A 19,896-nucleotide genomic window follows, 5' to 3' on the forward strand; every position below is an offset into this window, starting at 1 on the left:
GCCGCGCCCGGGCCACGTCTAGAGCGACCGGGTGACCTTTTCGGTCTCGATGCGGCGCGGCAGCGCCGCCGCGTCGGCATGGGCGACCTGCACCAACGACGCACCGACGGACAGCACCGCCAGCAGGCCGTCCACCAGCTCGTCGGGAGTGGTCCACGAGGCCGTGGACAGCACCCGGTCGGCGGCCGTCAAACCCCGTGTCGCGGCGGAGGTTTCGCAGTCGGCCAACACCTGCTCCACCGAACGGCCGGCCAGCGCCGGACCGGGCCGGCCCTCGGGAACGATCTGGTCGCCGTGGACGCGCACGGCGGTCGCGTAGTCGGTGACGCCCACGGGCAGGTCCGCGGCCGGCTTGCCGAAGGGGTCGAGCGACAACACCGCGACCTCCCCGCCGGCGACGGCGGCGTCGGCCTCGTCCAGCCGCTCGGCGGTGCACAGCGCGAGGTCGGCAGCGTCGGGTTCCAACAGGACCTCGGCGCCGATCCACCACACCCCGAACAACACGGCGGCGGTCTGCCAGTGCGCCGGCAGCAGCACCGCGACCCGGCTGCCCGGCCCGGCGCCCAGCTCGTCGCGCAACAGGTTGGCGGTCTTGGCGGCCCAGTTGGCCAGGGTCACCGCGGACAGTTCGATGCGTTCACCGGTGGCATCGTCGTAGTAGGTGATGCGCGGGCCGACGGGGTCGGCGCGCAGCATCGGGTCCAGGATGGCGCCGCTGAGCGTGGTCAGCTGATGCATTCGGGCTTGTCGGAACCGGCGGTCAGAATCGGCGAGGGCGGGGGAGCGGTGTCGGTGTTGGAGCCGACGATGTTGGCCCGAGCCGGCGTCACGGTGCCGCCGCCTTCCAGCCCGGAGCCCGGGCCGGTGTAGTCGTTGGCCAGCACCACCCGCACCGCTCCGGCCGCCAGCGACGGGTCGGAAATCACCGGCAATCCACCCAGTTCCTTGGCGACCTGCTGCGCGCCCAGGTCATCGGTCTTGTTGGCGCGCACCTGGCTGGCCTTCACGTGCCCGCCGTCGTTGTTGCCGACGTTGCCCGTGCTGAAGCCTTTGCCGGACAAAACATCTGACACCGCCGCGGCCAGGCCGTTGATATCGGTGTCGTTGACGACGTTGACCGTGGTCTTGGCCGGGGTGTAGGCCAATTCTTCGGTCTTGCCCTGATCTTGCTCGTGCAGCAGGCTGCCAACCCAGTCCTGCACCTGGTGGGCGTCCACCCGGACCACGCTTTGCATGCCGTCGTCACTCCACCCCGCCCCGTCTTGCACCGGAATGGTGGCAAAGGCGACGTTGCCGCCGGCCAGCTGTTGCAGCTGGCGGACGAAGTCCATGATGTCCCAGCCGGAGGACAGCACCACCGAGCGCTGCACGGCCTGCTCCAGTCGCTTGAGCGTGGTGGGGCTCGACAGGGTCTTGCCGGAGATGACGCGGTGGGCCAGTGAGGCCATCACCGCCTGTTGGCGCACCACCCGGTCGAGGTCGCCGCGAGGCAACTCGTGGCGCTGCCGGACGAAGCTGAGCGCTTGGGGCCCGTTGAGTTTCTGCTGCCCGGCGGGGAAGTCGGCGCCCGAAAGTGGTTCGAACACCGGCTCTTTGAGGCAGACGTCGACACCGCCGAGCGCGTCGGCGATCAACGCGAAGCCGAGCAGCCCGATCTCGGCGTAGTGGTCGACCGTGACGCCGGTGAGGTCGGCGACCGTCTTGATCAGCGCCTCACGCCCGGCCTCGGTGCCCGCGGCGGCGGCTTCGGTGGCCGACGCCCCGGCCTTCACCAACGTCGTGCGCTTGGCTTCCCGGGTCTGGCCGTAGACGCCGTTGATCTTCGTCTTGCCCAGCCCCGGTGCCTGCACATAGGAGTCGCGGGGGATGGAGATCGCCGTCGCGGACTTCCCGTTGTTGGGGATGCGGACCAAGATGATCGTGTCGGTGTTGGTGGCTTCCTCGTCACCGGCGCGCAGGGTGGCCAGTTCTTCGGCGGTCAGCGGGTTGCCGTGCGCGTCGGTGCGGCTGTCCAGGCCGACCAGCAGGATGTCGATCGCGCCGTCGTCGGCGCCGTGGCCCAGCGACGGCGCCGACATGTGGAAGATGCCGTCCTCGAAGGACTTGACGTTGGTCCACGCGACTCCGGTGCCAAGGACGATGGCGAGGGTCAATGCGGTGGCAACCGCGCGAACCACACGTTGCACAGGCATCACTGTAGGCTACTTGTGTCACAGCCGCTTTCCGGGTAGCCGAGCCCGGCGTGCCAGACTCGGGACCATGTCGCGAAGGATCGTGATCACGGGTGCGGGCGGGCAGTTGGGCGGCCATCTGGTGGCGCTGGCCGGACGCCAGGGCCGCGACCTGCTCGCCAAGACCTCCTCGGAGTGGGACATCACCGACCCGGCGGCCGCCGAGCGGTTCATCCAGGACGGCGACGTGGTGCTCAACTGCGCGGCCTACACCGACGTCGACGGTGCGGAAAGCGACGAAGCGGGCGCCTACGCCGTCAACGCCACCGGTCCCGAGCACCTGGCCCGCGCCTGCGGGCGGGTGGGCGCCGACTTCGTGCATGTCTCGACCGACTACGTCTTCAACGGGGACTTCGGCGGCGCGCCGCCGCGCCCGTACGAGCCCGACGACCAAACGGCGCCGCAAGGGGTGTACGCCCGCAGCAAACTCGCCGGCGAGCAGGCCGTGCTGGCCGCACTGCCGCAGGCCATCGTGGTGCGCACCGCCTGGGTCTACACCGGGGGAGCCACCAAGGACTTCGTCGCCGTCATGCAACGGCTGGCCGGCTCAGACGGCCCGATCAAGGTCGTCGACGACCAGACCGGCTCGCCGACCTACGCCGCCGACCTGGCCGCCGCGCTGCTGGAACTCGCCGACTCCTTGCCGAACGACAACGCGCGCGGACGGGTGCTACACGCCGCCAACCAGGGCGCGGTGTCCCGGTTCGGGCAGGCGCAGGCGGTGTTCGAGGAAAGCGGCGCCGACCCGCGGCGCGTGCACCCGGTGAGCAGCGACGAGTTCCCGCGCCCCGCCCCCCGGCCGTCGTATTCCGCGCTGTCGGGACGGTCCTGGGAGGCGGCCGGCCTGACACCGCTACGGCCTTGGCGCAGTGCACTTGTCGCTGCGCTGGCGGCTGCCAACCAAGCCACCGCGAAGTGAGCGTTACCCTCTACGCGTGACTGACGTCCTGCCGGTGGTTGCGGTGACCTATTCGCCGGGTCCGCACCTGGAGCGCTTCCTGGCGTCGTTGTCGCTGGCCACCGATCGCCCGGTCAGCGTCCTGCTGGCCGACAACGGCTCCACCGACGGAACCCCGCAGGCCGCCGTCGAGCGCTACCCCAACGTGCGGTTGCTGCCGACCGGAGCCAACCTCGGTTACGGAACCGCGGTCAACCGCACCGTAGCCCAACTCGACGGGCTGGCCGACGAAGCCTGGATGCAGGACTGGGTCATCGTCGCCAATCCCGACGTGCAATGGGGCCCGGGCAGCATCGATGCCCTGCTGGAGGCGGCCCAACGCTGGCCCCGGGCCGGGGCGTTGGGGCCGCTGATCCGCGATCCCGACGGCTCGGTCTACCCCTCGGCGCGCCACCTACCCAGCCTGGTCCGCGGCAGCATGCACGCCGTGCTCGCGCCGATCTGGCCGCGCAATCCGTGGACCGCGGCCTACCGGCAGGAGCGCCTGGAACCCACCGAACGACCGGTGGGCTGGCTGTCCGGGTCGTGCCTGCTGGTCCGCCGGGCGGCGTTCAGCGAAGTGGGCGGGTTCGACGAGCGCTACTTCATGTACATGGAGGACGTGGACCTCGGCGACCGGCTGGGCAAAGCGGGCTGGCTGTCGGTCTACGTGCCGTCCGCCGAAGTTCTGCACCACAAGGGGCATTCGACGGGACGGGACCCGGCTAGTCACCTGGCCGCCCATCACCGCAGTACCTATATCTTCTTGGCGGATCGCCATGCCGGTTGGCGGCGCGCTCCGTTGCGCTGGATGCTGCGCGGATCGTTGGCGATGCGCTCGCGCCTGATGGTGCGCCGCGAACTGCGCAAGGGGCGGCGCGAACTGAACCTGGCAGAAGGGCGGCACTGAGTTGGACACCCACCAAGTCGATGCGGTGGTCCTGGTCGGCGGCAAAGGCACCCGGCTGCGGCCCCTGACCCTGTCGGCGCCCAAGCCGATGCTGCCGACCGCCGGGCTGCCGTTCCTGACCCATCTGTTGTCGCGGATCGCCGCGGCCGGCATCGAACACGTGATCCTGGGGACGTCCTACCGCGCCGAGGTGTTCGAGGCGGAGTTCGGCGACGGGTCCAAGCTGGGCCTGCAGATCGAGTACGTGACCGAGGAAAATCCGCTGGGCACCGGCGGCGGGATCGCCAATGTGGCCGGCAAGCTGCGCCACGACACCGTGCTGGTGTTCAACGGCGACGTCCTGTCCGGCGCCGACCTAGGCCAGCTGCTGGACTTCCACCAAGCGCATCAGTCCGACGTCACGCTGCACCTGGTGCGGGTGGGTGATCCGCGCGCGTTCGGCTGCGTGCCCACCGACGCCGACGGCCGGGTCACCGCATTCTTGGAGAAGACCCAGGATCCGCCGACCGACCAGATCAACGCCGGCTGCTACGTCTTGGAGCGCCACGTCATCGACCGCATCCCCCGGGGCCGCGAGGTGTCGGTGGAGCGGGAGGTGTTCCCGACGCTGCTGTCGGCCGCCGACGTCAAGGTGTGCGGCTACGTCGATGCCACCTATTGGCGGGACATGGGTACCCCGGAGGACTTCGTGCGCGGATCCTCCGACCTGGTCCGCGGCATCGCGCCGTCGCCGGCCCTGCACGGCCACCGCGGCGAGCAGTTGGTGCACGACGGTGCCGCGGTGTCTCCCGGCGCGGTGCTGATCGGCGGCACCGTCGTCGGGCGCGGCGCCGAGATCGGCCCCGGTGTGCGGCTGGACGGTGCGGTGATCTTCGACGGTGTGAAGGTGGAAGCGGGCAGCGTGATCGAGCGTTCGATCATCGGCTTCGGTGCGCGGATCGGCCCGCGGGCGCTCATCCGCGACGGTGTCATCGGTGACGGCGCCGACATCGGTGCGCGCTGTGAGCTGCTGCGTGGTGCGCGGGTGTGGCCGGGGGTGTCGTTGCCCGACGGCGGGATCCGCTACTCCTCGGACGTCTGAGTCGCGCGGGCGACCAGATACTTCAGCCCGTCGTCGGCATCGGGCGGCAGCGCATCCGGCGGCCACCACCGCAGATCCACCGACTCGTCGCTGATCGCGATCTGCGCCCCGGCCGGCGCGTGCGCCAGGAATTGCAGGTCCAGGTGCCGAGTCGGCACGCCCAGCGAGCACACCACCGGGTGCACATGGATGGCGACCAGGTCGGGCGCCATCCGCAAGCCGGCGATGCCGGATTCCTCGGTGGCCTCGCGCAGCGCCGCGGCCAGGATGTTCTCGTCGTCCTCGCAATGGCCACCCAGTTGCACCCAGCGGCCGATGCGCGGATGCAGGGTGAGCAACACCTGTCCGCCGTCGTCGACCACCAGCGCCGATGCCGTGACGTGCCCGGGCGTGCAGTCCCGACGGCAGGCGTCGGTGCGGGCCTCGACGAAGGCCAACACCGCATGACGCACTGAGTCCTGCCCCGGGTCCGGGGCCTGCCAGTCGGTGAGGGTCGCGATGACCGAGTCGCGCAGCGTCACCGCGCCCCTCGCTTGCGCCGACGATCCCGCAGCGTCGCCCACGCTTCGCGGCACCCGGCGACCAGTTGCGGCGACCAGCCCAACCGCTCGACCAGCACCCGCCGATCGACCAGGTCGAGTGCCTTCTCGACCTCGCCGGCCCGCAACAACAGGTCGACGTCTGCGGCGAGTTCGGTGTCGGCGGGCGTCGGCGCGGGAATCGGCAGCTGCTCGGCTTCGGCGGGTTCCAGCTCCAAAATGCCGCCGCCGTAGCTGCGGCCCAGGATCTCGGCGAACGCGAAGGTGGCGCTGTTGTGGAACACCGCGGCCAGCGCGGTCGGATCCACCTCCGCCTTGACGCGGACCCGATGCACGGTGTCGGTGCTCGTGGCGGCCGCGGCGTTGACGGTCAGCCGTGGCGCCCGGTGAATCTGGCGCAGCAGGAACAGGTCGGGAACCCACAGTGACGGCGTCCGCCACCACGGCGTACGCACCGAGCACTTGTAGCCCTGCTGCACACCGGCTTGTTCGCCGGAGGCGATGTGGGCCAGCAGCGCCGGGTCACTGGGTTCCGGTGGCGCATTGAGCAGCCAGGTGCGGTGGTGCGTCGCCAGATCGCCGGCGCGGCAACCACTGTCGTACACCAGGCCGGTGAGCTGGGCGCTGCGCGAAACCAGCGGGACGCAGTGGTCGCGGAGGCCCAGTGTGTGCGCGTCGGCGTCGGTGAAGGTGAAGAAGCTGTTGCGGCCGGTCACGATGCCCACGTCGACCTCGGCCAGCCGGCCCATCCTGGTGAGCGAGTCGGAGCGCTTGAGGGTCCGCAACAAGTCGATCGCGGCAGGGTCGAGGAAGTACTTGGTCCACTTCTCCTGCTCGTGCAGCAGCGCCGGGGCCCACTCGACCTGAAGATCGGCGTGCGCCAGCGCGTCGGCGTCGCGCACCGCCACAGTGCGGATCCGCGCCGGAGCCGGTGCGCGGCCGACCACGCCGCAGAACAACACGACCTCCTGCAGGATGCCGTCGAACACCAGGCGCTGGAAGCTGATCAGCGTGATCTCCCGATACCGGCGCAGCAGGAACTCGCGGAGCTGCGCGGCGTAGCCGACTTGCAGCAACTCCGCGGGCAAGACCAGCCCGACGCGCCCGCCGTCGCGCACCAGCGTGGTGCTGGCCACGACGAACGGGACCCAGGCATTGGTCAATTTGGTGGGGCGCAACCCTTCGCGGGCCAGCAGCGCCAACGCCGGCTCACGCTGCTCGGACGCCCAGTTGCCGAAGCGGATGTAGGGCGGGTTGCCGGCCACGCCGTCCCAGCCGCCGCCATCGGGAACCCAGGTGAAGAAGTCTTCGGTGTCGACGGAGGCGAACCGGCGAGCCTTGGCCGCCTCCTGGCCGTCGAGTTCCACCCCGTGCGCACGATGGCTGCGGGCGGCAAGCTCGCGCAGGATGCGGCCGTCGCCGCAGGCGGGTTCCAGGACGCGCGGGCCGGCCTGACACACCCAGTCGGCCAGGAACCGCGCGACGGGCGCGGGGGTGTAATAGCCGCCGCGGACCTTGTCGGCCGAGGCGGGCGCCTTGCCCGCGAACGTCGTCACTTGCGGAGCAACAGGTCGGTGACGGCCACCGGGTCACGCGGCCCGGCGGGCTCGGCCGGGTAGCCGACGGCGATGGCGCCCAACGGTTCCCAGTCGGCGGGCAGCTCCAGCACTTCGCGAACCAGATCGGCGGCGAAGATCGTCGAGCCGATCCAGCAACTGCCCACCTCGCGCACCGCCAGCGCGACCAGCAACGCCTGTACGGCCGCGCCGACCGGCACGGTGAACATGGTGTGCTCGGCTTCGGTACGGGCGGCGTCGGGGTAGCTGTGCGCGCCGTCGGGAACCAGGAAGGGGATGACGACTTCCGGTGCGTCATAGAGGATCTGGCCGCGTGCCACCCGGCGTTCGATCGACTCGGCGGGCCTCCCGTCACCGGCGAGGTCGGTGCGCCACTTGTCTTTCATGCGGTCGAGCAGGCGGGTGCGGGTGGCCTGGGTGGTCAGCCACACGAACCGCACCGGGCGGGTGTGGTGCGGGGCGGGTGCGGTCAGTGCCTCGGCGACGGCGGCCTCGACCAGTTCGGCGGGTACCGGCTCGTCGCTGAACCGGCGCACCGACCGTCGCAGCAGTTGCGCCTGCCGGCGGCCCAGGTCGATCGCTTCGGCGGTGCCGAGCCAGAACAGGTCTTCTTCACCGGCGCGCAGCAACTGCCGGGCCGTCGAGCCGTCATCGGTCAGGGTCAGCCCGCGCACCACCGCCACCGGCAGCGCGGTCAGTTTGCCCTTCACCAGATCGGCCGCGGCCGCGATCTCGTCGGCCACCGCTATCTCGGTGACCACCAGTTCATTGCCGTAGGCGTCGACGGCACCGGAATAGTTGTGCAGCACCGGCAACCCGGCCGCGCCCACCGCGGCGTCGATCTGGCCGTTGCGCCAGGCACGGCCCATGGTGTCGGTGATGACCACGCCGACGTTGACACCGAGCCGTTCGCGCAGCCCCGCGCGCACCGCCGCGGCACTGGCATCGGGATCCTCAGGCAGCAGCGCCAGCTCGGACCGCTCGACATTGGAGCCGTCCACTCCGGCGGCCGCCTGGATCAGCCCGAACCGGTTCTCGGTGATCAGGGTGCGGCCCTTGCGCGCCAGCACTCGCACCGCCTCTTGTTCGACGAGCTTGCGCCGCAACCGGTCTCGCTCTTCCTCGTCGGCCGGTGCGGGCACCAGTCGGCCTTCGCACTTGGAGATCACCTTGCTGGTCACCACGACGACGTCACCGTCGCGCAGCCACGGCGCGGCCGCGGCCAGGGCCGCGCCCACGTCGTCACCGGGACGGAACTCCGGCAGCCCGATCACCGGCAGGATCTCGATCGTCGCGGCCGCGCCGTGCTCGCCGGGTGGGTCCGCCGGACGGGTCACGGGGCCACGCCCGCAAGCTCGAGGCCCGCGCGCACCATCTCGGCGGTCGCTTTCGGATCGCTCATCAACAGCGGTATCGCTCGCACCGCCACCCCGTCGATGTCGGCACGATCGCCCTCGTGGACGAGCCAGCAGTCCAGTATCCCGGTGCCCCGGCGGGCACCGTAGTGCTGACCGACCGCCTCGGCGGTGGACTCCACTCCGATGACGGACAGACAGGCATCGGCCATGCCGCGCAACGGTTTTCCGCCGATAATGGGGGAGTAGCCGACGATTGGGGCGCTCGCTGCGCGCAACGCCGCGCGGATACCGGGGACGGCCAGGATGGCGCCGACGCTGACCACCGGATTGGACGGTGCCACCAGGATGACGTCGGCCTCGGCGATGGCCGCCACCGCTTCGCTTGTGGCGGCCGCCTTTTCGGCACCGATGAAGGCGAAGCTGTGCGTGGGCACCTGCGCGCGGTAGCGCACCCACCATTCCTGGAAGTGAATGGCCCGCGTGGTCTGGTCGGCCGGATCGGTGATCACCACGTGCGTTTCACAACGGTCGTCACTGGCCGGGAGCAGCAGCGCACCGGGTTGCCAGCGGTCACACAACGCCGCGGTGATCTGGGTCAGTCGGTAGCCGGCATTGAGCATTTGCGTGCGCACCAGATGGGTGGCCAGGTCGCGGTCCCCGAGTTGGAACCAATCGGGCTGCACGCCATAGGCGGCCAACTCCGCCATGGCATTCCAGGTTTCGCCGCGGTGGCCCCAGCCGCGCTGTGGGTCAACGCCACCGCCGAGGGTGTACATGCAGGTGTCCAGATCCGGGCACACGCGCACCCCGTGAATCCACGCGTCGTCACCGATGTTGACCACGGCGCGCAGCTCGTGACCCGGCTCGGAATGCGGTGGGGCATACTGGCCTAGACCGAGCAACTGCTGGACCCCGACCAGAAACCGGGCGCCGCCGACTCCACCGACTAGAACGGTGACCTTCACACCGCAGGACAGTACCTGCCGGTGCCGCACGGATCTTCGGCGCTAGAGCCACCCGCGGAACCTGTGATCAGTAACACCAGACACGCCGGTATCCATTCACAACAGAAACGCCGAAAATTGGTCACGAACTGATATGGAAATGCGGCGAAACGCTTGCGCGAACCTGTGAACCCGTGTCTAATCACATCAGTGTCATTTCCCGGTTGGCCGGCCGGTTCCGGTGTCGCAGACCGAGATTCGATCACTTGTTCGAATTAGGTAGCTGTACATCAAAACAGTGGCAACCATTTCACTCTATTAGTGAGGAGGCGGAGGCATGTCCTATGAGCACCTTAGGGGCCTGATGGGTAGCGCACCGCACACCACTGCCGGATCGGCGACGGTGCCCCCTGTGGCACCCATGCGTCCTCACCTGAGCGTGGTTCCCGATGCGCCGGTCGCATTCGAACCTGAACCCGAACCGGTGCCGGCCGATCAGTGGCAGGACCGCGCGCTGTGCGCGCAAACGGATCCCGAGGCGTTCTTCCCAGAGAAGGGCGGCTCCACCCGCGAGGCCAAGAAGATTTGCCTGGGGTGCGAGGTCCGTCACGAATGCCTCGACTACGCCCTGGCTCATGACGAGCGCTTCGGTATCTGGGGCGGTCTGTCGGAGCGGGAGCGTCGCCGCCTCAAGCGCGGCATCATCTGACCGCTTGCGTCAGTCAGTCATCGATCGTCGGGTCGATGACCGAGGGCTCTACGTCCAGGTAGATCGCCACCTGGGCCACCAAGATCTCGTGCAGTAACTCAGCGAGCTCGACGGTGTCTTTCGCGCGTCGCTCAATTGGCTTGCGAAACAACACAATCCGCGCCCGCGTTGCGTTGCCGCGAACGTCGACCCCGGCGGGGATCAACCGGGCCAGCGCGATGGGTCCATCGGCGATGACCTCCGGCGGCCATTGCACACTCTCGGGATCCTTGGCCGCAATGCGCGGAATCTCGTCGACCGCGACGTCAAGTTCTGCCACCCGGTCGTGCCAGCGCCGCTCGATGGGTTCGTATGCCTCGAGCACCGCCATGTCGAAGCGCTCGGCGCGACTGCGCCACCCCGGGACGGTCGGCGGCAACAACGGACCCCGCAGATCTCGCCCCCGCCGCCGCCCCCGGTGGGCGGGCGGCCGTACCGACCCGGGCTCGAACCGACCGCTTCGCGGGAAGCCGTGCGGATCGCTCACGCGCCGATCGTAACGGTTAGACATCGAACGCCGGATGCGCGTGTCCGTCGCTTCGGCGGCGTTGCCGCACGATAGCCTTTCGAACGTGAACGTACCCCGTCGCTGCTGCCGGCCCGGGTGTCCGCACTACGCAGTGGCAACGTTGACGTTCGTCTACTCGGACTCGACTGCCGTGGTGGGTCCGCTCGCTACCGCGCGCGAACCCCACTCCTGGGATTTGTGCGTCGGTCATGCCGGCCGCATCACCGCACCGCGTGGGTGGGAGCTCGTGCGCCACGCCGGACCTCTTACCCTCGAGCCCACCCATCCCGACGAGGATGACCTGGTGGCGCTGGCGGATGCCGTGCGCGAAGGCCGTTCCGGCGCAACCCGGTCCTACGCCGGCGCTTCGGGCGCGCCGCTCAACGGTTACCTGAATGGCTCCGACACGTACGACGGTTACGGGGACGACGTGCCCCCGCCCTCGGTCGGAGTTGCGAGTGATCCGCACCTGCAGTCCGCCGGGGCACATGCCGCCGCACCCAGCGGTGGGGTGCTCGCACCCCCCGAGCGTCGGTCCGGACGCCGGCGGGGACATCTTCGGGTATTGCCCGATCCCGCCGACTGACGGTCCGACCGTTTGGGGCCGCCCCTTCGCCGGGCGGATAGGCTGACGCCAAGAGTTGAATAACACCAAGGTCGTCAGGAGACCCCGAGAATGTCTTGGCCCGCCGCGGCTATCCACCGTGTCATCAAGGCGTATGACGTTCGCGGACTCGTCGGTGAGGAGATCACCGAACCGCTGGTAAACGACGTCGGCGCGGCGTTCGCCGGGCTCATGCGCGGCGAAGACGCAAGCCAGGTGGTCATCGGTCACGACATGCGCGACAGCTCCCCGGCGCTGGCCGCGGCGTTTGCGGCCGGGGTCACCGGCCAGGGGCTCGACGTGGTGCGCATCGGTTTGGCGTCGACCGACCAGCTCTACTTCGCTTCCGGGTTGCTCGACTGCCCCGGCGCGATGTTCACCGCCAGCCACAACCCGGCGGCCTACAACGGCATCAAACTGTGCCGGGCCGGCGCCAAACCGGTCGGCGCCGACACGGGATTGAAGACCATCAGCGACGCCCTGATCGCCGGGGTTCCCGGGTTCGACGGGCCGGCGGGAAACATCACCGACAAGGACGTGCTGGCCGAGTACGGCGACTTCCTGCGATCGCTGGTGAACACCACCGACTTGCGGCCGCTGCGGGTGGCGGTGGACGCGGGCAACGGCATGGCCGGTCACACCGCGCCGGCGGTACTGGGCGCGATCGAGTCGATCACCTTGTTGCCGTTGTATTTCGAGCTCGATGGAGCTTTCCCCAATCACGAAGCCAATCCGCTGGACCCGGCGAACCTGGTCGACCTGCAGGCCTATGTGCGCGACACCAATGCCGACATCGGCCTGGCGTTCGACGGCGACGCCGACCGGTGCTTCGTGGTCGACGAGCGGGGCCAGCCGGTATCGCCGTCGACGGTCACCAGCCTGGTGGCCGCGCGGGAGTTGCAGCGCGAGATCGGCGCCACGGTCATCCACAACGTGATCACCTCGCGTGCGGTGCCCGAACTGGTCGCCGAGCGCGGCGGCACCCCGTTGCGCTCACGCGTAGGACACTCCTATATCAAGGCGATGATGGCCGACAGCGGCGCCATCTTCGGCGGCGAACACTCCGCGCACTATTACTTCCGGGACTTCTGGGGCGCCGATTCCGGCATGCTGGCCGCCCTGTACGTCCTGGCCGCCCTCGGCGAACAGGACCGGCCGCTGTCCGAGCTGACCGCGGACTACCAACGCTATGAGTCGTCCGGGGAAATCAACTTCACCGTGGCCGACGCATCGGCCTGCGTGGAAAGCGTGCTGAAGTCGTTCGGCAGCCGCATCCACTCCATCGACCACCTGGACGGCGTCACGGTCGACCTGGGCGACGGCAGCTGGTTCAACCTGCGCAGCTCCAACACCGAGCCGTTGCTGCGGCTCAACGTCGAGGGCCGCAGCACCGAAGATGTCGACACCGTCGTGCAACACGTCAGCGCGGAAATCGCGGCCCATACAACGCAGGAGAAGGGCGGACCATGAGCGCCACCCAGGTCATCGACTTCGAAGACACCGATGGCCTGATCGCCGCCGACCGGGACGCACTGCTGCGGTCGGCGTCCATGGCCGGCGCGCAGGTGCGTGCGGTCGCCGCAGCCGCCGACGAGGGCGACCTGGACTTGCTGCGCAGCGACGAGCGTCCGCGCACCATCATCTGGGTGGCTACGCGAGGCGCGGCCGAGACCGCCGGGACCATGCTCGCCGCGACCCTGAGCGGCGCGGCCGCGGAGCCCATCGCGGTGGCCACCGAAGCGCCGGCGTGGGTGGGGCCGCTGGACGTGTTGATCGTCGCCGGAGACGACCCCGGTGACCCAGGGCTGATCGCGGCGGCGGCGACCGGAGTGCGCAGGGGCGCAAGGGTTTTGGTGGTGGCGCCTTATGAGGGTCCGCTGCGGGACTCCACGGCCGGGCGGGTCGCGGCGCTGCCCCCGCGGCTGTTGGTCCGCGACGAGTTCGGGTTATGCCGCTACTTGGCCGCGGGGTTGGCGGCCATGCGAACCGTCGACCCGAGGCTGCCCATCGATCTGGCGGCCCTAGCCGACGAACTCGACGCCGAGGTGCTGCGCAACAGCGCGGGCCGGGATGTGTTCACCAATCCGGCCAAGACCCTGGCCGCCCGCATATCCGACCATCAGGTCGCACTGGTGGGTGACAACGCGGCCACCGTGGCGCTGGCCCGGCACGGCAGTTCGGTCCTGCTGCGCATTGCCCACCAGGCCACCGCCGCGGCCGGACTGGCCGACGCCGTGGTGGCGCTGCGAGACCGGCCGGCCGCCGGTCTTCCCGACGCGGCCGAGGGCCTGTTCCACGACGAAGAGCTCGACGGTCCGCTGCCGCAGCGGCTGCGGGTGTTGGCGCTGACGCTGGCCGAAGAGCGCACGGTGGTCAGCGCCCGCGTCGCCGGGCTCGACGACGTCGTCCTGGTCTCGGCCCACGACGTGCCCGATGCGGCCGAGGGACTCGACGCCACGGCGGCGCCGGTGGCGCCGGGGGGCGCCGGACGCACCGAACAGCAACTGGCAGTATTGGCCGTTCGGCTGGAGATGGCCGCCGTTTATCTGCGATTGGTCCGGGGATAGAGAGACCGTGGAACTGCTGCGGGGAGCGTTACGCACGTACGCGTGGGGGTCGCGTACCGCCATCGCCGAGTTCACCGGACGGCAGGTCCCCGCGGCGCACCCGGAGGCGGAACTGTGGTTCGGCGCGCACCCGGGTGACCCCGCCTACTTGGCGACCCCCGACGGTGAAAAGTCTTTGCTGGAGGCGTTGGTCGCCGACCCAGAGGGGCAGCTGGGCTCCGGCGCGCGCGCGCGTTTCGGTGACGTGCTGCCGTTTCTGGTCAAGGTGCTGGCCGCGGACGAGCCGCTGTCGTTGCAGGCCCATCCCAGCGCCGAACAGGCCGTCGAAGGGTACTTGCGCGAAGAGCGCCTTGGCATTCCGGTCAACTCTCCGATCCGCAACTACCGCGACACCAGTCACAAGCCGGAGCTGCTGGTGGCGCTGCAACCGTTCGAGGCGCTGGCCGGGTTTCGTCACGCGGCCCGCACGGCGGAGCTGTTGCGGGCGCTCAACGTCTCCGACCTCGACCCGTTCATCGGGTTGCTGAGCGATCAGTCCGACGCCGACGGACTGCGCGCGCTGTTCACCACCTGGATCACCGCCCCGCAGCCCGACATCGACGTGCTGGTGCCCGCCGTCCTCGACGGCGCCATCGGGTACATCAGCTCGGGCGCCACCGAATTCGCCGGTGAAGTCAAGACGGTCCTCGAACTCGGCGAACGCTATCCCGGCGACGCCGGCGTGCTGGCCGCGCTATTACTCAACCGCATCACGCTGGCCCCCGGGGAGGGGATCTTCCTCCCGGCCGGCAACCTGCACACTTATCTGCGCGGCTTCGCGGTGGAAGTGATGGCCAACTCCGACAACGTGTTACGTGGCGGACTGACCCCCAAACACGTCGACGTGCCCGAACTGTTGCGGGTGCTGGACTTCACCCCCACCGCCGAATCGCAGCTGCGGGCGCCGATCGTGCGCGACGGGCTGGGCCTGGTGTACGACACCCCGGCCGTGGAGTTCGCGGTGGCACAGCTGGTGCTCGACGGCGAGCACCTGGGCCACGAGGTCGACGCGCCCTGCCGTCACGACGGCCCGCAGATCCTGCTGTGCACCGAGGGCTCCACGACGGTGTGTGGCAAGTCCGGCTCGGTCACGCTCGAGCGGGGCGCCGCGGCCTGGGTGTCCGCCGACGACTGCCCGATCCGGCTGAGGGCGCAGGAACCCGCGACGTTGTTCCGGGCTACGGTCGGCTTGTAACCGCTCGGCGCTCTTCGGTGTGCCCGCGCAGCTCGCGGCGCTCTTTGAGCCACAGCCGCATGTTGTGGGCGATGGTGCGACCGACGATGCGCGGCGGCGGAATCATGTACAGGCTGTCGAGCAGGGAGAACCGGCGCAAAAACCATTCGGCCAGCACCGGTTCGGTCTCGGCCGCGCCGAGGAATTGGTCGAACAGTGCGCCCGACGGCCGCCACCACCACGGGATGGGCCCGGTCTCGGCGTGGTGGAAGGTGATGTCGCCGATGGCGTTCATCATCCACACCGGATAGGTGGTCTTCGCGGTGAGCCGAGCCAGTTCGGTGGCCAGATCTTTGTCGGTGGCTTCCAGCGCCTTGCGCAGATGACCCGCCTGCAACGACGTCATGGTCATGCCCTGCCCGAACGTCGGGTTGAAGCTGGCCACCGCGTCACCGAACGGCACGATGCCGCCGGGGAACCGCTTGAGCTTGTGATAGCGGCGCCACCTGCTCGCCGGGAAGGCGTGATATGCCGGTTCGCCGATGGGAGTGGCTTTCGCCAGCGCCTCGTTGAAGTGGGCGGGCAGCAGTTCCTCGGCCAGCGCGAGCATCTCGGGGAAGGTCCGCGGGGGTTTGGCGTTGGCCACCCCGAACGTGGTCAGCACCCAGGTGCCGTCTTCGTAGTGCAGCATGCCCAACCCCAGTGACTGGTCGTGCGACGCCCCGGCGACCACCACCTTCTCCCGCAGCGTGCCCTCGGGCAGCCGGAACTGATGGGTGGCGTAGTGGATGCCGATGTCGATGATCGCCTCCGGCGCGCGCGGGTAGCCCCACTGCTCGAGCCACACCGGCAACCGGGTGCCGCGCCCGGCCGCGTCGACCACCAGGTCGGCGGCGACGAACTCCGGCTCCCCACCCGGGCCGTCGGCCGGGGGATCGAGCAGCACGCCCGTCACCTTGCGCTGAGCGCGGTCGTACCGCGGCTCGAACACGTTGCGCTGCACGATCTCGACGTTGTCGATGTCACGGACCCGGCGCCGGATCTGCCACTCCAGGTGCGGCCGGCTGGGCACGTAGGCGGTGAACTCGTCGCGCAAGGTATGACCGGTGCCCAGCACATGGCCCGCGGCGCCCAGATGGATGCAGTCGGGCCGGTTTTCCAGCATCGGCACACCGGCGGCCACCATGTCGTCCAGCAACCCGGGGAAGTGGCTTTCGAACTCGTTGGCCCCGCGCGCCATCAGCATGTGCAGGTGCCGGTCCTGGGGGACCGTGGCGCGGTTGGCCGGCGCGCTGGGCAGGTTGTCCCGCTCGTAAACCGTTACCCGGTCGAAAAAGTCGGAAAGGACCCGTGCGGCGCACAAGCCGGCGATGCTGCCGCCGATGACTACCGCGTGGTCTCTGTCTTGAACGCTCCCCCGCATTCCCGCAGACTACCCACTACTGTGCTGGTCCAGCGGGTGACCCACGACAACAGGGACGGTTGACATGGCCGGTCGATGGCGCATCAAGTCGGTGGAACAGTCGATCGCCGACACCGATGAGCCCACCACCCGACTGCGCAAGGAGCTCACCTGGTGGGACCTGATGGTGTTCGGCGTCTCGGTGGTGATCGGCGCGGGCATCTTCACCGTCACCGCGTCGACGACCGGCGACATCACCGGCCCGGCGATCTGGATCTCGTTTCTGATCGCCGCGGCCACCTGCGCGCTGGCGGCACTGTGTTACGCCGAATTCGCCTCCACCCTGCCGGTCGCCGGCAGCGCCTACACCTTTTCCTACGCCACCTTCGGCGAGCTCCTGGCCTGGATCATCGGCTGGAACCTGGTGCTGGAACTGGCGGTCGGGGCCGCGGTGGTCGCCAAGGGCTGGTCCAGCTACTTGGGCACCGTGTTCGGGTTCGGCGGAGCCACCGCGCGTTTCGGGTCGTTTCAGCTGGACTGGGGCGCGCTGGTGATCGTCGCCGCGGTGGCGGTGCTGCTGGCGCTGGGCACCAAGCTGTCGTCGCGGTTTTCCGCCGTCGTCACCGCCATCAAGGTGTCGGTCGTTTTCTTGGTGGTGATCGTCGGCGCGTTCTACGTCAAGGCGGCCAACTACTCACCGTTCATTCCCAAGCCGCAGGCCGAGCAGGAGGGCAGCGGCGTGGACCAGTCGGTGCTGTCGCTGGTCACCGGCGCCGGCGGCAGCCACTACGGCTGGTACGGCGTGCTGGCGGGTGCATCGATCGTGTTCTTCGCGTTCATCGGGTTCGACATCGTCGCCACCATGGCCGAGGAGACCAAGTACCCCCAGCGCGACGTCCCGCGCGGCATCCTGGCTTCCTTGGGCGTCGTCACCCTGCTCTACGTGGCGGTGTCGGTGGTGCTCTCGGGCATGGTGTCCTACACGCAACTGCGGACCGGCGCCGGCGGCGGGCAGGCCAACCTGGCCACCGCGTTCTCGGCCAACGGGGTGCACTGGGCCAGCGGCATCATCTCGGTCGGCGCGCTGGCCGGGCTGACCACCGTGGTGATGGTGCTGATGCTCGGGCAGTGCCGGGTGTTGTTCGCGATGGCGCGCGACGGCCTGCTGCCGCGGCAGTTGGCCAAGACCGGGTCGCGGGGCACCCCGGTGCGGATCACCGTGCTGGTCGCGGTGGTCATCGCCGCGACCGCGTCGGTGTTCCCGATCACCAAACTCGAGGAAATGGTCAACGTCGGGACGCTGTTTGCCTTCGTGCTGGTCTCGGCCGGGGTGATCGTGCTGCGCCGCAGCCGCCCGGACCTGGAGCGCGGGTTCCGCGCGCCGTGGGTTCCGGCACTCCCGATCGCCTCGGTGTGCGCGTGTCTGTGGCTGATGCTGAACCTGACCGCCCTGACCTGGATCAGGTTCGCGGTCTGGCTGGTGCTCGGCGCCGCCATCTACTTCGGGTACGGCCGGCGCCATTCGGTGCAGGGCCGCCGGGAAGCCGGCGCCCAAATCTAGCTCTGGTTTACAAAACAGCGTTTCGTGTCTAGACATGAGACTCCGAGCGCGGTATTGTCCAAATCCAACGTGGTGTGACTCACAAGGAGGTTTGGCATATGACCACCCAGTACCAATCCGAACTCCCCGAGCTGCCCGCAGCACAGTGGCGCGACAAGAAGCGCCACCTGTGGCTGCTGGGCCTGATCGCCCCGACGGCGCTGTTCGTGATGCTGCCGATCATCTGGGCTATGAACCACCTGGGCTGGCACGCCGGCGCACAGGTGCCGCTGTGGATCGGCCCGATCCTGGTCTACGTCCTGCTGCCGCTGCTGGACCTGCGCTTCGGACCCGACGGCCAGAACCCGCCTGATGAGGTGATGGAGCGGCTGGAAAACGACAAGTACTACCGCTACTGCACCTACCTCTACATCCCCTTCCAGTACCTGAGCGTGCTGCTGGGCGCCTACCTGTTCACCGCGTCGGACCTGCACTGGCTGGGCTTCGACGGCGGACTGGGGTGGGCCGGCAAGCTCGGCCTGGCGCTGTCGGTCGGTGTGCTCGGCGGCGTCGGCATCAACACCGCGCACGAGATGGGCCACAAGAAGGACTCCCTGGAGCGCTGGCTGTCCAAGATCACGCTGGCGCAGACCTGCTACGGCCACTTCTACATCGAGCACAACCGCGGCCACCATGTCCGCGTCTCGACGCCGGAGGACCCCGCCTCGGCGCGCTTCGGGGAGACGTTCTGGGAGTTCCTGCCGCGCAGCGTCCTCGGCAGCCTGCGTTCTGCGGTCAAGCTGGAGGCGCAGCGCATCCGCCGCCAGGGCAACAGCCCGTGGCACCCCAAGACCTACCTGTCCAACGATGTGCTCAACGCGTGGGCCATGTCGCTGGTGCTGTGGGGCGCGTTGATCGCGGTGTTCGGGTGGGGCCTGCTGCCGTTCGTCGTCATCCAGGCGGTCTTCGGCTTCAGCCTGCTGGAAGCCGTCAACTACCTCGAGCACTACGGGCTGTTGCGGCAGAAGAACGCGAACGGCCGCTACGAGCGGTGCGCGCCGGTGCACAGCTGGAACTCCGACCACATCGTCACCAACCTGTTCCTCTACCACCTGCAGCGGCACAGCGACCACCACGCCAACCCCACCCGGCGCTACCAGACGCTGCGCAGCATGGAAGGGTCGCCGAACCTGCCCAGCGGGTACGCGTCGATGATCTCGCTGACCTACTTCCCGCCGTTGTGGCGCAAGGTGATGGACCACCGGGTACTCGCGCACTACGACGGCGACATCACCAAGGTGAACGTGCAACCGCGGCTGCGGGAGAAGATGCTGGCTCGGTATGGCGGTGCCGCATGACGAGCCCGGCGTCAAACGCCTACCAGTGCCCTGTCTGCGACTACGTCTACGACGAGGCCAAAGGCGACGCCCGCGAAGGCTTCCCCCCGGGCACCGGATGGGACCAGATCCCCGAGGACTGGTGCTGCCCGGACTGCTCGGTGCGCGAAAAGGTCGATTTCCAACCGATAGGAGCGAGCAAATGAGCGACCAGGCCAACGACTACAAGCTGTACCAGTGCGTTCAGTGCGGCTTCGAATACGACGAGGCGCTGGGCTGGCCCGAAGACGGCATCGCGCCCGGCACCCGCTGGGACGACATCCCGGAGGACTGGAGCTGCCCGGACTGCGGCGCGGCCAAGTCCGACTTCATCATGGTCGAGGTGGCTCGGCCGTGAGCG

Annotated in this window: 20 protein-coding genes; 12 read left to right on the forward strand and 8 right to left on the reverse strand. The window is 69.1% G+C overall.

Annotated features, from left to right (window positions below; all coding sequences use genetic code 11):
- Nucleotides 1-18 precede the first annotated feature (18 nt).
- A complete protein-coding gene (locus tag I2456_RS06435) occupies nt 19-738 on the reverse strand; it encodes a TIGR03089 family protein (protein WP_085072789.1) in 720 nt (239 codons plus the stop codon).
- Nucleotides 726-2,192 carry an LCP family protein gene (locus tag I2456_RS06440; protein ID WP_085072790.1) on the reverse strand — a complete coding sequence of 489 codons (1,467 nt, stop codon included), beginning with the start codon at nt 2,190-2,192 and terminating at the stop codon, nt 726-728. The genes I2456_RS06435 and I2456_RS06440 overlap by 13 nt, the downstream gene beginning before the upstream one ends.
- A 67-nt stretch (nt 2,193-2,259) precedes the next feature.
- Here I2456_RS06440 and rfbD point away from each other — a divergent pair, with 67 nt between their 5' ends.
- From rfbD to manB, 3 genes are read left to right on the forward strand one after another with little or no spacing between them, the layout of a single operon-like run.
- Nucleotides 2,260-3,150, forward strand: a complete 891-nt coding sequence (gene rfbD / locus I2456_RS06445; RefSeq protein ID WP_085072791.1) for a dTDP-4-dehydrorhamnose reductase — start codon at nt 2,260-2,262, stop codon at nt 3,148-3,150.
- A gap of 34 nt (nt 3,151-3,184) precedes the next feature.
- Nucleotides 3,185-4,078: a glycosyltransferase family 2 protein gene (locus I2456_RS06450; protein ID WP_116645682.1), complete on the forward strand. Its 894-nt coding sequence runs from the start codon at nt 3,185-3,187 to the stop codon at nt 4,076-4,078.
- Nucleotide 4,079: 1 nt separating this feature from the next.
- The gene (manB, locus tag I2456_RS06455) at nt 4,080-5,159 is read left to right on the forward strand and encodes a mannose-1-phosphate guanylyltransferase (RefSeq protein ID WP_085072792.1); all 1,080 of its coding nucleotides are present in this window, start codon (nt 4,080-4,082) and stop codon (nt 5,157-5,159) included.
- Here manB and I2456_RS06460 read toward each other — a convergent pair.
- From I2456_RS06460 to cofD, 4 genes are read right to left on the reverse strand one after another with little or no spacing between them, the layout of a single operon-like run.
- Entirely contained in the window at nt 5,141-5,680 is a 540-nt protein-coding gene (locus I2456_RS06460; RefSeq protein WP_085072793.1) for an NUDIX hydrolase, read from the reverse strand. The two genes, manB and I2456_RS06460, sit on opposite strands and share 19 nt — an antisense overlap.
- Complete coding sequence (locus I2456_RS06465; protein WP_085072794.1) at nt 5,677-7,254, reverse strand: Eco57I restriction-modification methylase domain-containing protein; 1,578 nt, start codon at nt 7,252-7,254, stop codon at nt 5,677-5,679. The genes I2456_RS06460 and I2456_RS06465 overlap by 4 nt, the downstream gene beginning before the upstream one ends.
- Entirely contained in the window at nt 7,251-8,612 is a 1,362-nt protein-coding gene (locus I2456_RS06470) for a coenzyme F420-0:L-glutamate ligase (RefSeq protein ID WP_085072795.1), read from the reverse strand. The genes I2456_RS06465 and I2456_RS06470 overlap by 4 nt, the downstream gene beginning before the upstream one ends.
- Nucleotides 8,609-9,598 (reverse strand): 2-phospho-L-lactate transferase, encoded by a 990-nt coding sequence (gene cofD, locus I2456_RS06475; RefSeq protein WP_085072796.1) that lies wholly within the window; start codon nt 9,596-9,598, stop codon nt 8,609-8,611. The genes I2456_RS06470 and cofD overlap by 4 nt, the downstream gene beginning before the upstream one ends.
- A 343-nt stretch (nt 9,599-9,941) precedes the next feature.
- On the opposite strand from cofD, the gene I2456_RS06480 reads away from it, so the two are divergent.
- Nucleotides 9,942-10,286: a WhiB family transcriptional regulator gene (locus I2456_RS06480; RefSeq protein WP_068029346.1), complete on the forward strand. Its 345-nt coding sequence runs from the start codon at nt 9,942-9,944 to the stop codon at nt 10,284-10,286.
- Between the two features lie 13 nt (nt 10,287-10,299).
- Here the strand turns inward: I2456_RS06480 and I2456_RS06485 are convergent, their stop codons facing one another.
- Complete coding sequence (locus I2456_RS06485; protein WP_068159192.1) at nt 10,300-10,719, reverse strand: metallopeptidase family protein; 420 nt, start codon at nt 10,717-10,719, stop codon at nt 10,300-10,302.
- A gap of 178 nt (nt 10,720-10,897) precedes the next feature.
- Here I2456_RS06485 and I2456_RS06490 point away from each other — a divergent pair, with 178 nt between their 5' ends.
- The 4 genes from I2456_RS06490 (at nt 10,898) to manA (ending at nt 15,238) form a co-directional block, all read left to right on the forward strand.
- Entirely contained in the window at nt 10,898-11,419 is a 522-nt protein-coding gene (locus I2456_RS06490; RefSeq protein WP_186246605.1) for a DUF3499 domain-containing protein, read from the forward strand.
- Nucleotides 11,420-11,509: 90 nt separating this feature from the next.
- Nucleotides 11,510-12,907 (forward strand): phosphomannomutase/phosphoglucomutase, encoded by a 1,398-nt coding sequence (locus I2456_RS06495; protein ID WP_085072798.1) that lies wholly within the window; start codon nt 11,510-11,512, stop codon nt 12,905-12,907.
- Complete coding sequence (locus I2456_RS06500) at nt 12,904-14,004, forward strand: TobH protein (RefSeq protein WP_085072799.1); 1,101 nt, start codon at nt 12,904-12,906, stop codon at nt 14,002-14,004. The genes I2456_RS06495 and I2456_RS06500 overlap by 4 nt, the downstream gene beginning before the upstream one ends.
- Nucleotides 14,005-14,011: 7 nt before the next feature.
- Nucleotides 14,012-15,238: a mannose-6-phosphate isomerase, class I gene (gene manA, locus I2456_RS06505; protein ID WP_085072800.1), complete on the forward strand. Its 1,227-nt coding sequence runs from the start codon at nt 14,012-14,014 to the stop codon at nt 15,236-15,238.
- Here manA and I2456_RS06510 read toward each other — a convergent pair.
- The gene (locus I2456_RS06510) at nt 15,222-16,640 is read right to left on the reverse strand and encodes an FAD-dependent oxidoreductase (RefSeq protein ID WP_085072801.1); all 1,419 of its coding nucleotides are present in this window, start codon (nt 16,638-16,640) and stop codon (nt 15,222-15,224) included. The genes manA and I2456_RS06510 overlap by 17 nt on opposite strands.
- 64 nt (nt 16,641-16,704) lie before the next feature.
- Here I2456_RS06510 and I2456_RS06515 point away from each other — a divergent pair, with 64 nt between their 5' ends.
- The 4 genes from I2456_RS06515 (at nt 16,705) to I2456_RS06530 (ending at nt 19,893) form a co-directional block, all read left to right on the forward strand.
- Entirely contained in the window at nt 16,705-18,180 is a 1,476-nt protein-coding gene (locus I2456_RS06515) for an amino acid permease (protein ID WP_085072802.1), read from the forward strand.
- Between the two features lie 98 nt (nt 18,181-18,278).
- Nucleotides 18,279-19,517 carry an alkane 1-monooxygenase gene (locus I2456_RS06520; protein WP_085072803.1) on the forward strand — a complete coding sequence of 413 codons (1,239 nt, stop codon included), beginning with the start codon at nt 18,279-18,281 and terminating at the stop codon, nt 19,515-19,517.
- Nucleotides 19,514-19,702, forward strand: coding sequence for a rubredoxin (locus I2456_RS06525; RefSeq protein WP_085072804.1), 189 nt, complete (start codon nt 19,514-19,516; stop codon nt 19,700-19,702). The genes I2456_RS06520 and I2456_RS06525 overlap by 4 nt, the downstream gene beginning before the upstream one ends.
- Nucleotides 19,699-19,893 (forward strand): rubredoxin, encoded by a 195-nt coding sequence (locus I2456_RS06530; protein ID WP_068029057.1) that lies wholly within the window; start codon nt 19,699-19,701, stop codon nt 19,891-19,893. The genes I2456_RS06525 and I2456_RS06530 overlap by 4 nt, the downstream gene beginning before the upstream one ends.
- Nucleotides 19,894-19,896: the final 3 nt, after the last annotated feature.

The organism is Mycobacterium kubicae, from assembly GCF_015689175.1.
Lineage (GTDB): Bacteria > Actinomycetota > Actinomycetes > Mycobacteriales > Mycobacteriaceae > Mycobacterium > Mycobacterium kubicae.

Bases quoted from the DNA above. Each gene is read 5' to 3' on its own strand.
- I2456_RS06495 (WP_085072798.1), top strand. From the start codon at position 11,510: ATGTCTTGGCCCGCCGCGGCTATCCACCGTGTCATCAAGGCGTATGAC.
- I2456_RS06480 (WP_068029346.1), top strand. From the start codon at position 9,942: ATGGGTAGCGCACCGCACACCACTGCCGGATCGGCGACGGTGCCCCCT.
- rfbD (WP_085072791.1), top strand. From the start codon at position 2,260: ATGTCGCGAAGGATCGTGATCACGGGTGCGGGCGGGCAGTTGGGCGGC.
- I2456_RS06525 (WP_085072804.1), top strand. From the start codon at position 19,514: ATGACGAGCCCGGCGTCAAACGCCTACCAGTGCCCTGTCTGCGACTAC.
- I2456_RS06435 (WP_085072789.1), bottom strand. From the start codon at position 738: ATGCATCAGCTGACCACGCTCAGCGGCGCCATCCTGGACCCGATGCTG.
- I2456_RS06515 (WP_085072802.1), top strand. From the start codon at position 16,705: ATGGCCGGTCGATGGCGCATCAAGTCGGTGGAACAGTCGATCGCCGAC.
- I2456_RS06500 (WP_085072799.1), top strand. From the start codon at position 12,904: ATGAGCGCCACCCAGGTCATCGACTTCGAAGACACCGATGGCCTGATC.
- I2456_RS06510 (WP_085072801.1), bottom strand. From the start codon at position 16,640: ATGCGGGGGAGCGTTCAAGACAGAGACCACGCGGTAGTCATCGGCGGC.
- I2456_RS06520 (WP_085072803.1), top strand. From the start codon at position 18,279: ATGACCACCCAGTACCAATCCGAACTCCCCGAGCTGCCCGCAGCACAG.
- I2456_RS06530 (WP_068029057.1), top strand. From the start codon at position 19,699: ATGAGCGACCAGGCCAACGACTACAAGCTGTACCAGTGCGTTCAGTGC.
- I2456_RS06440 (WP_085072790.1), bottom strand. From the start codon at position 2,192: ATGCCTGTGCAACGTGTGGTTCGCGCGGTTGCCACCGCATTGACCCTC.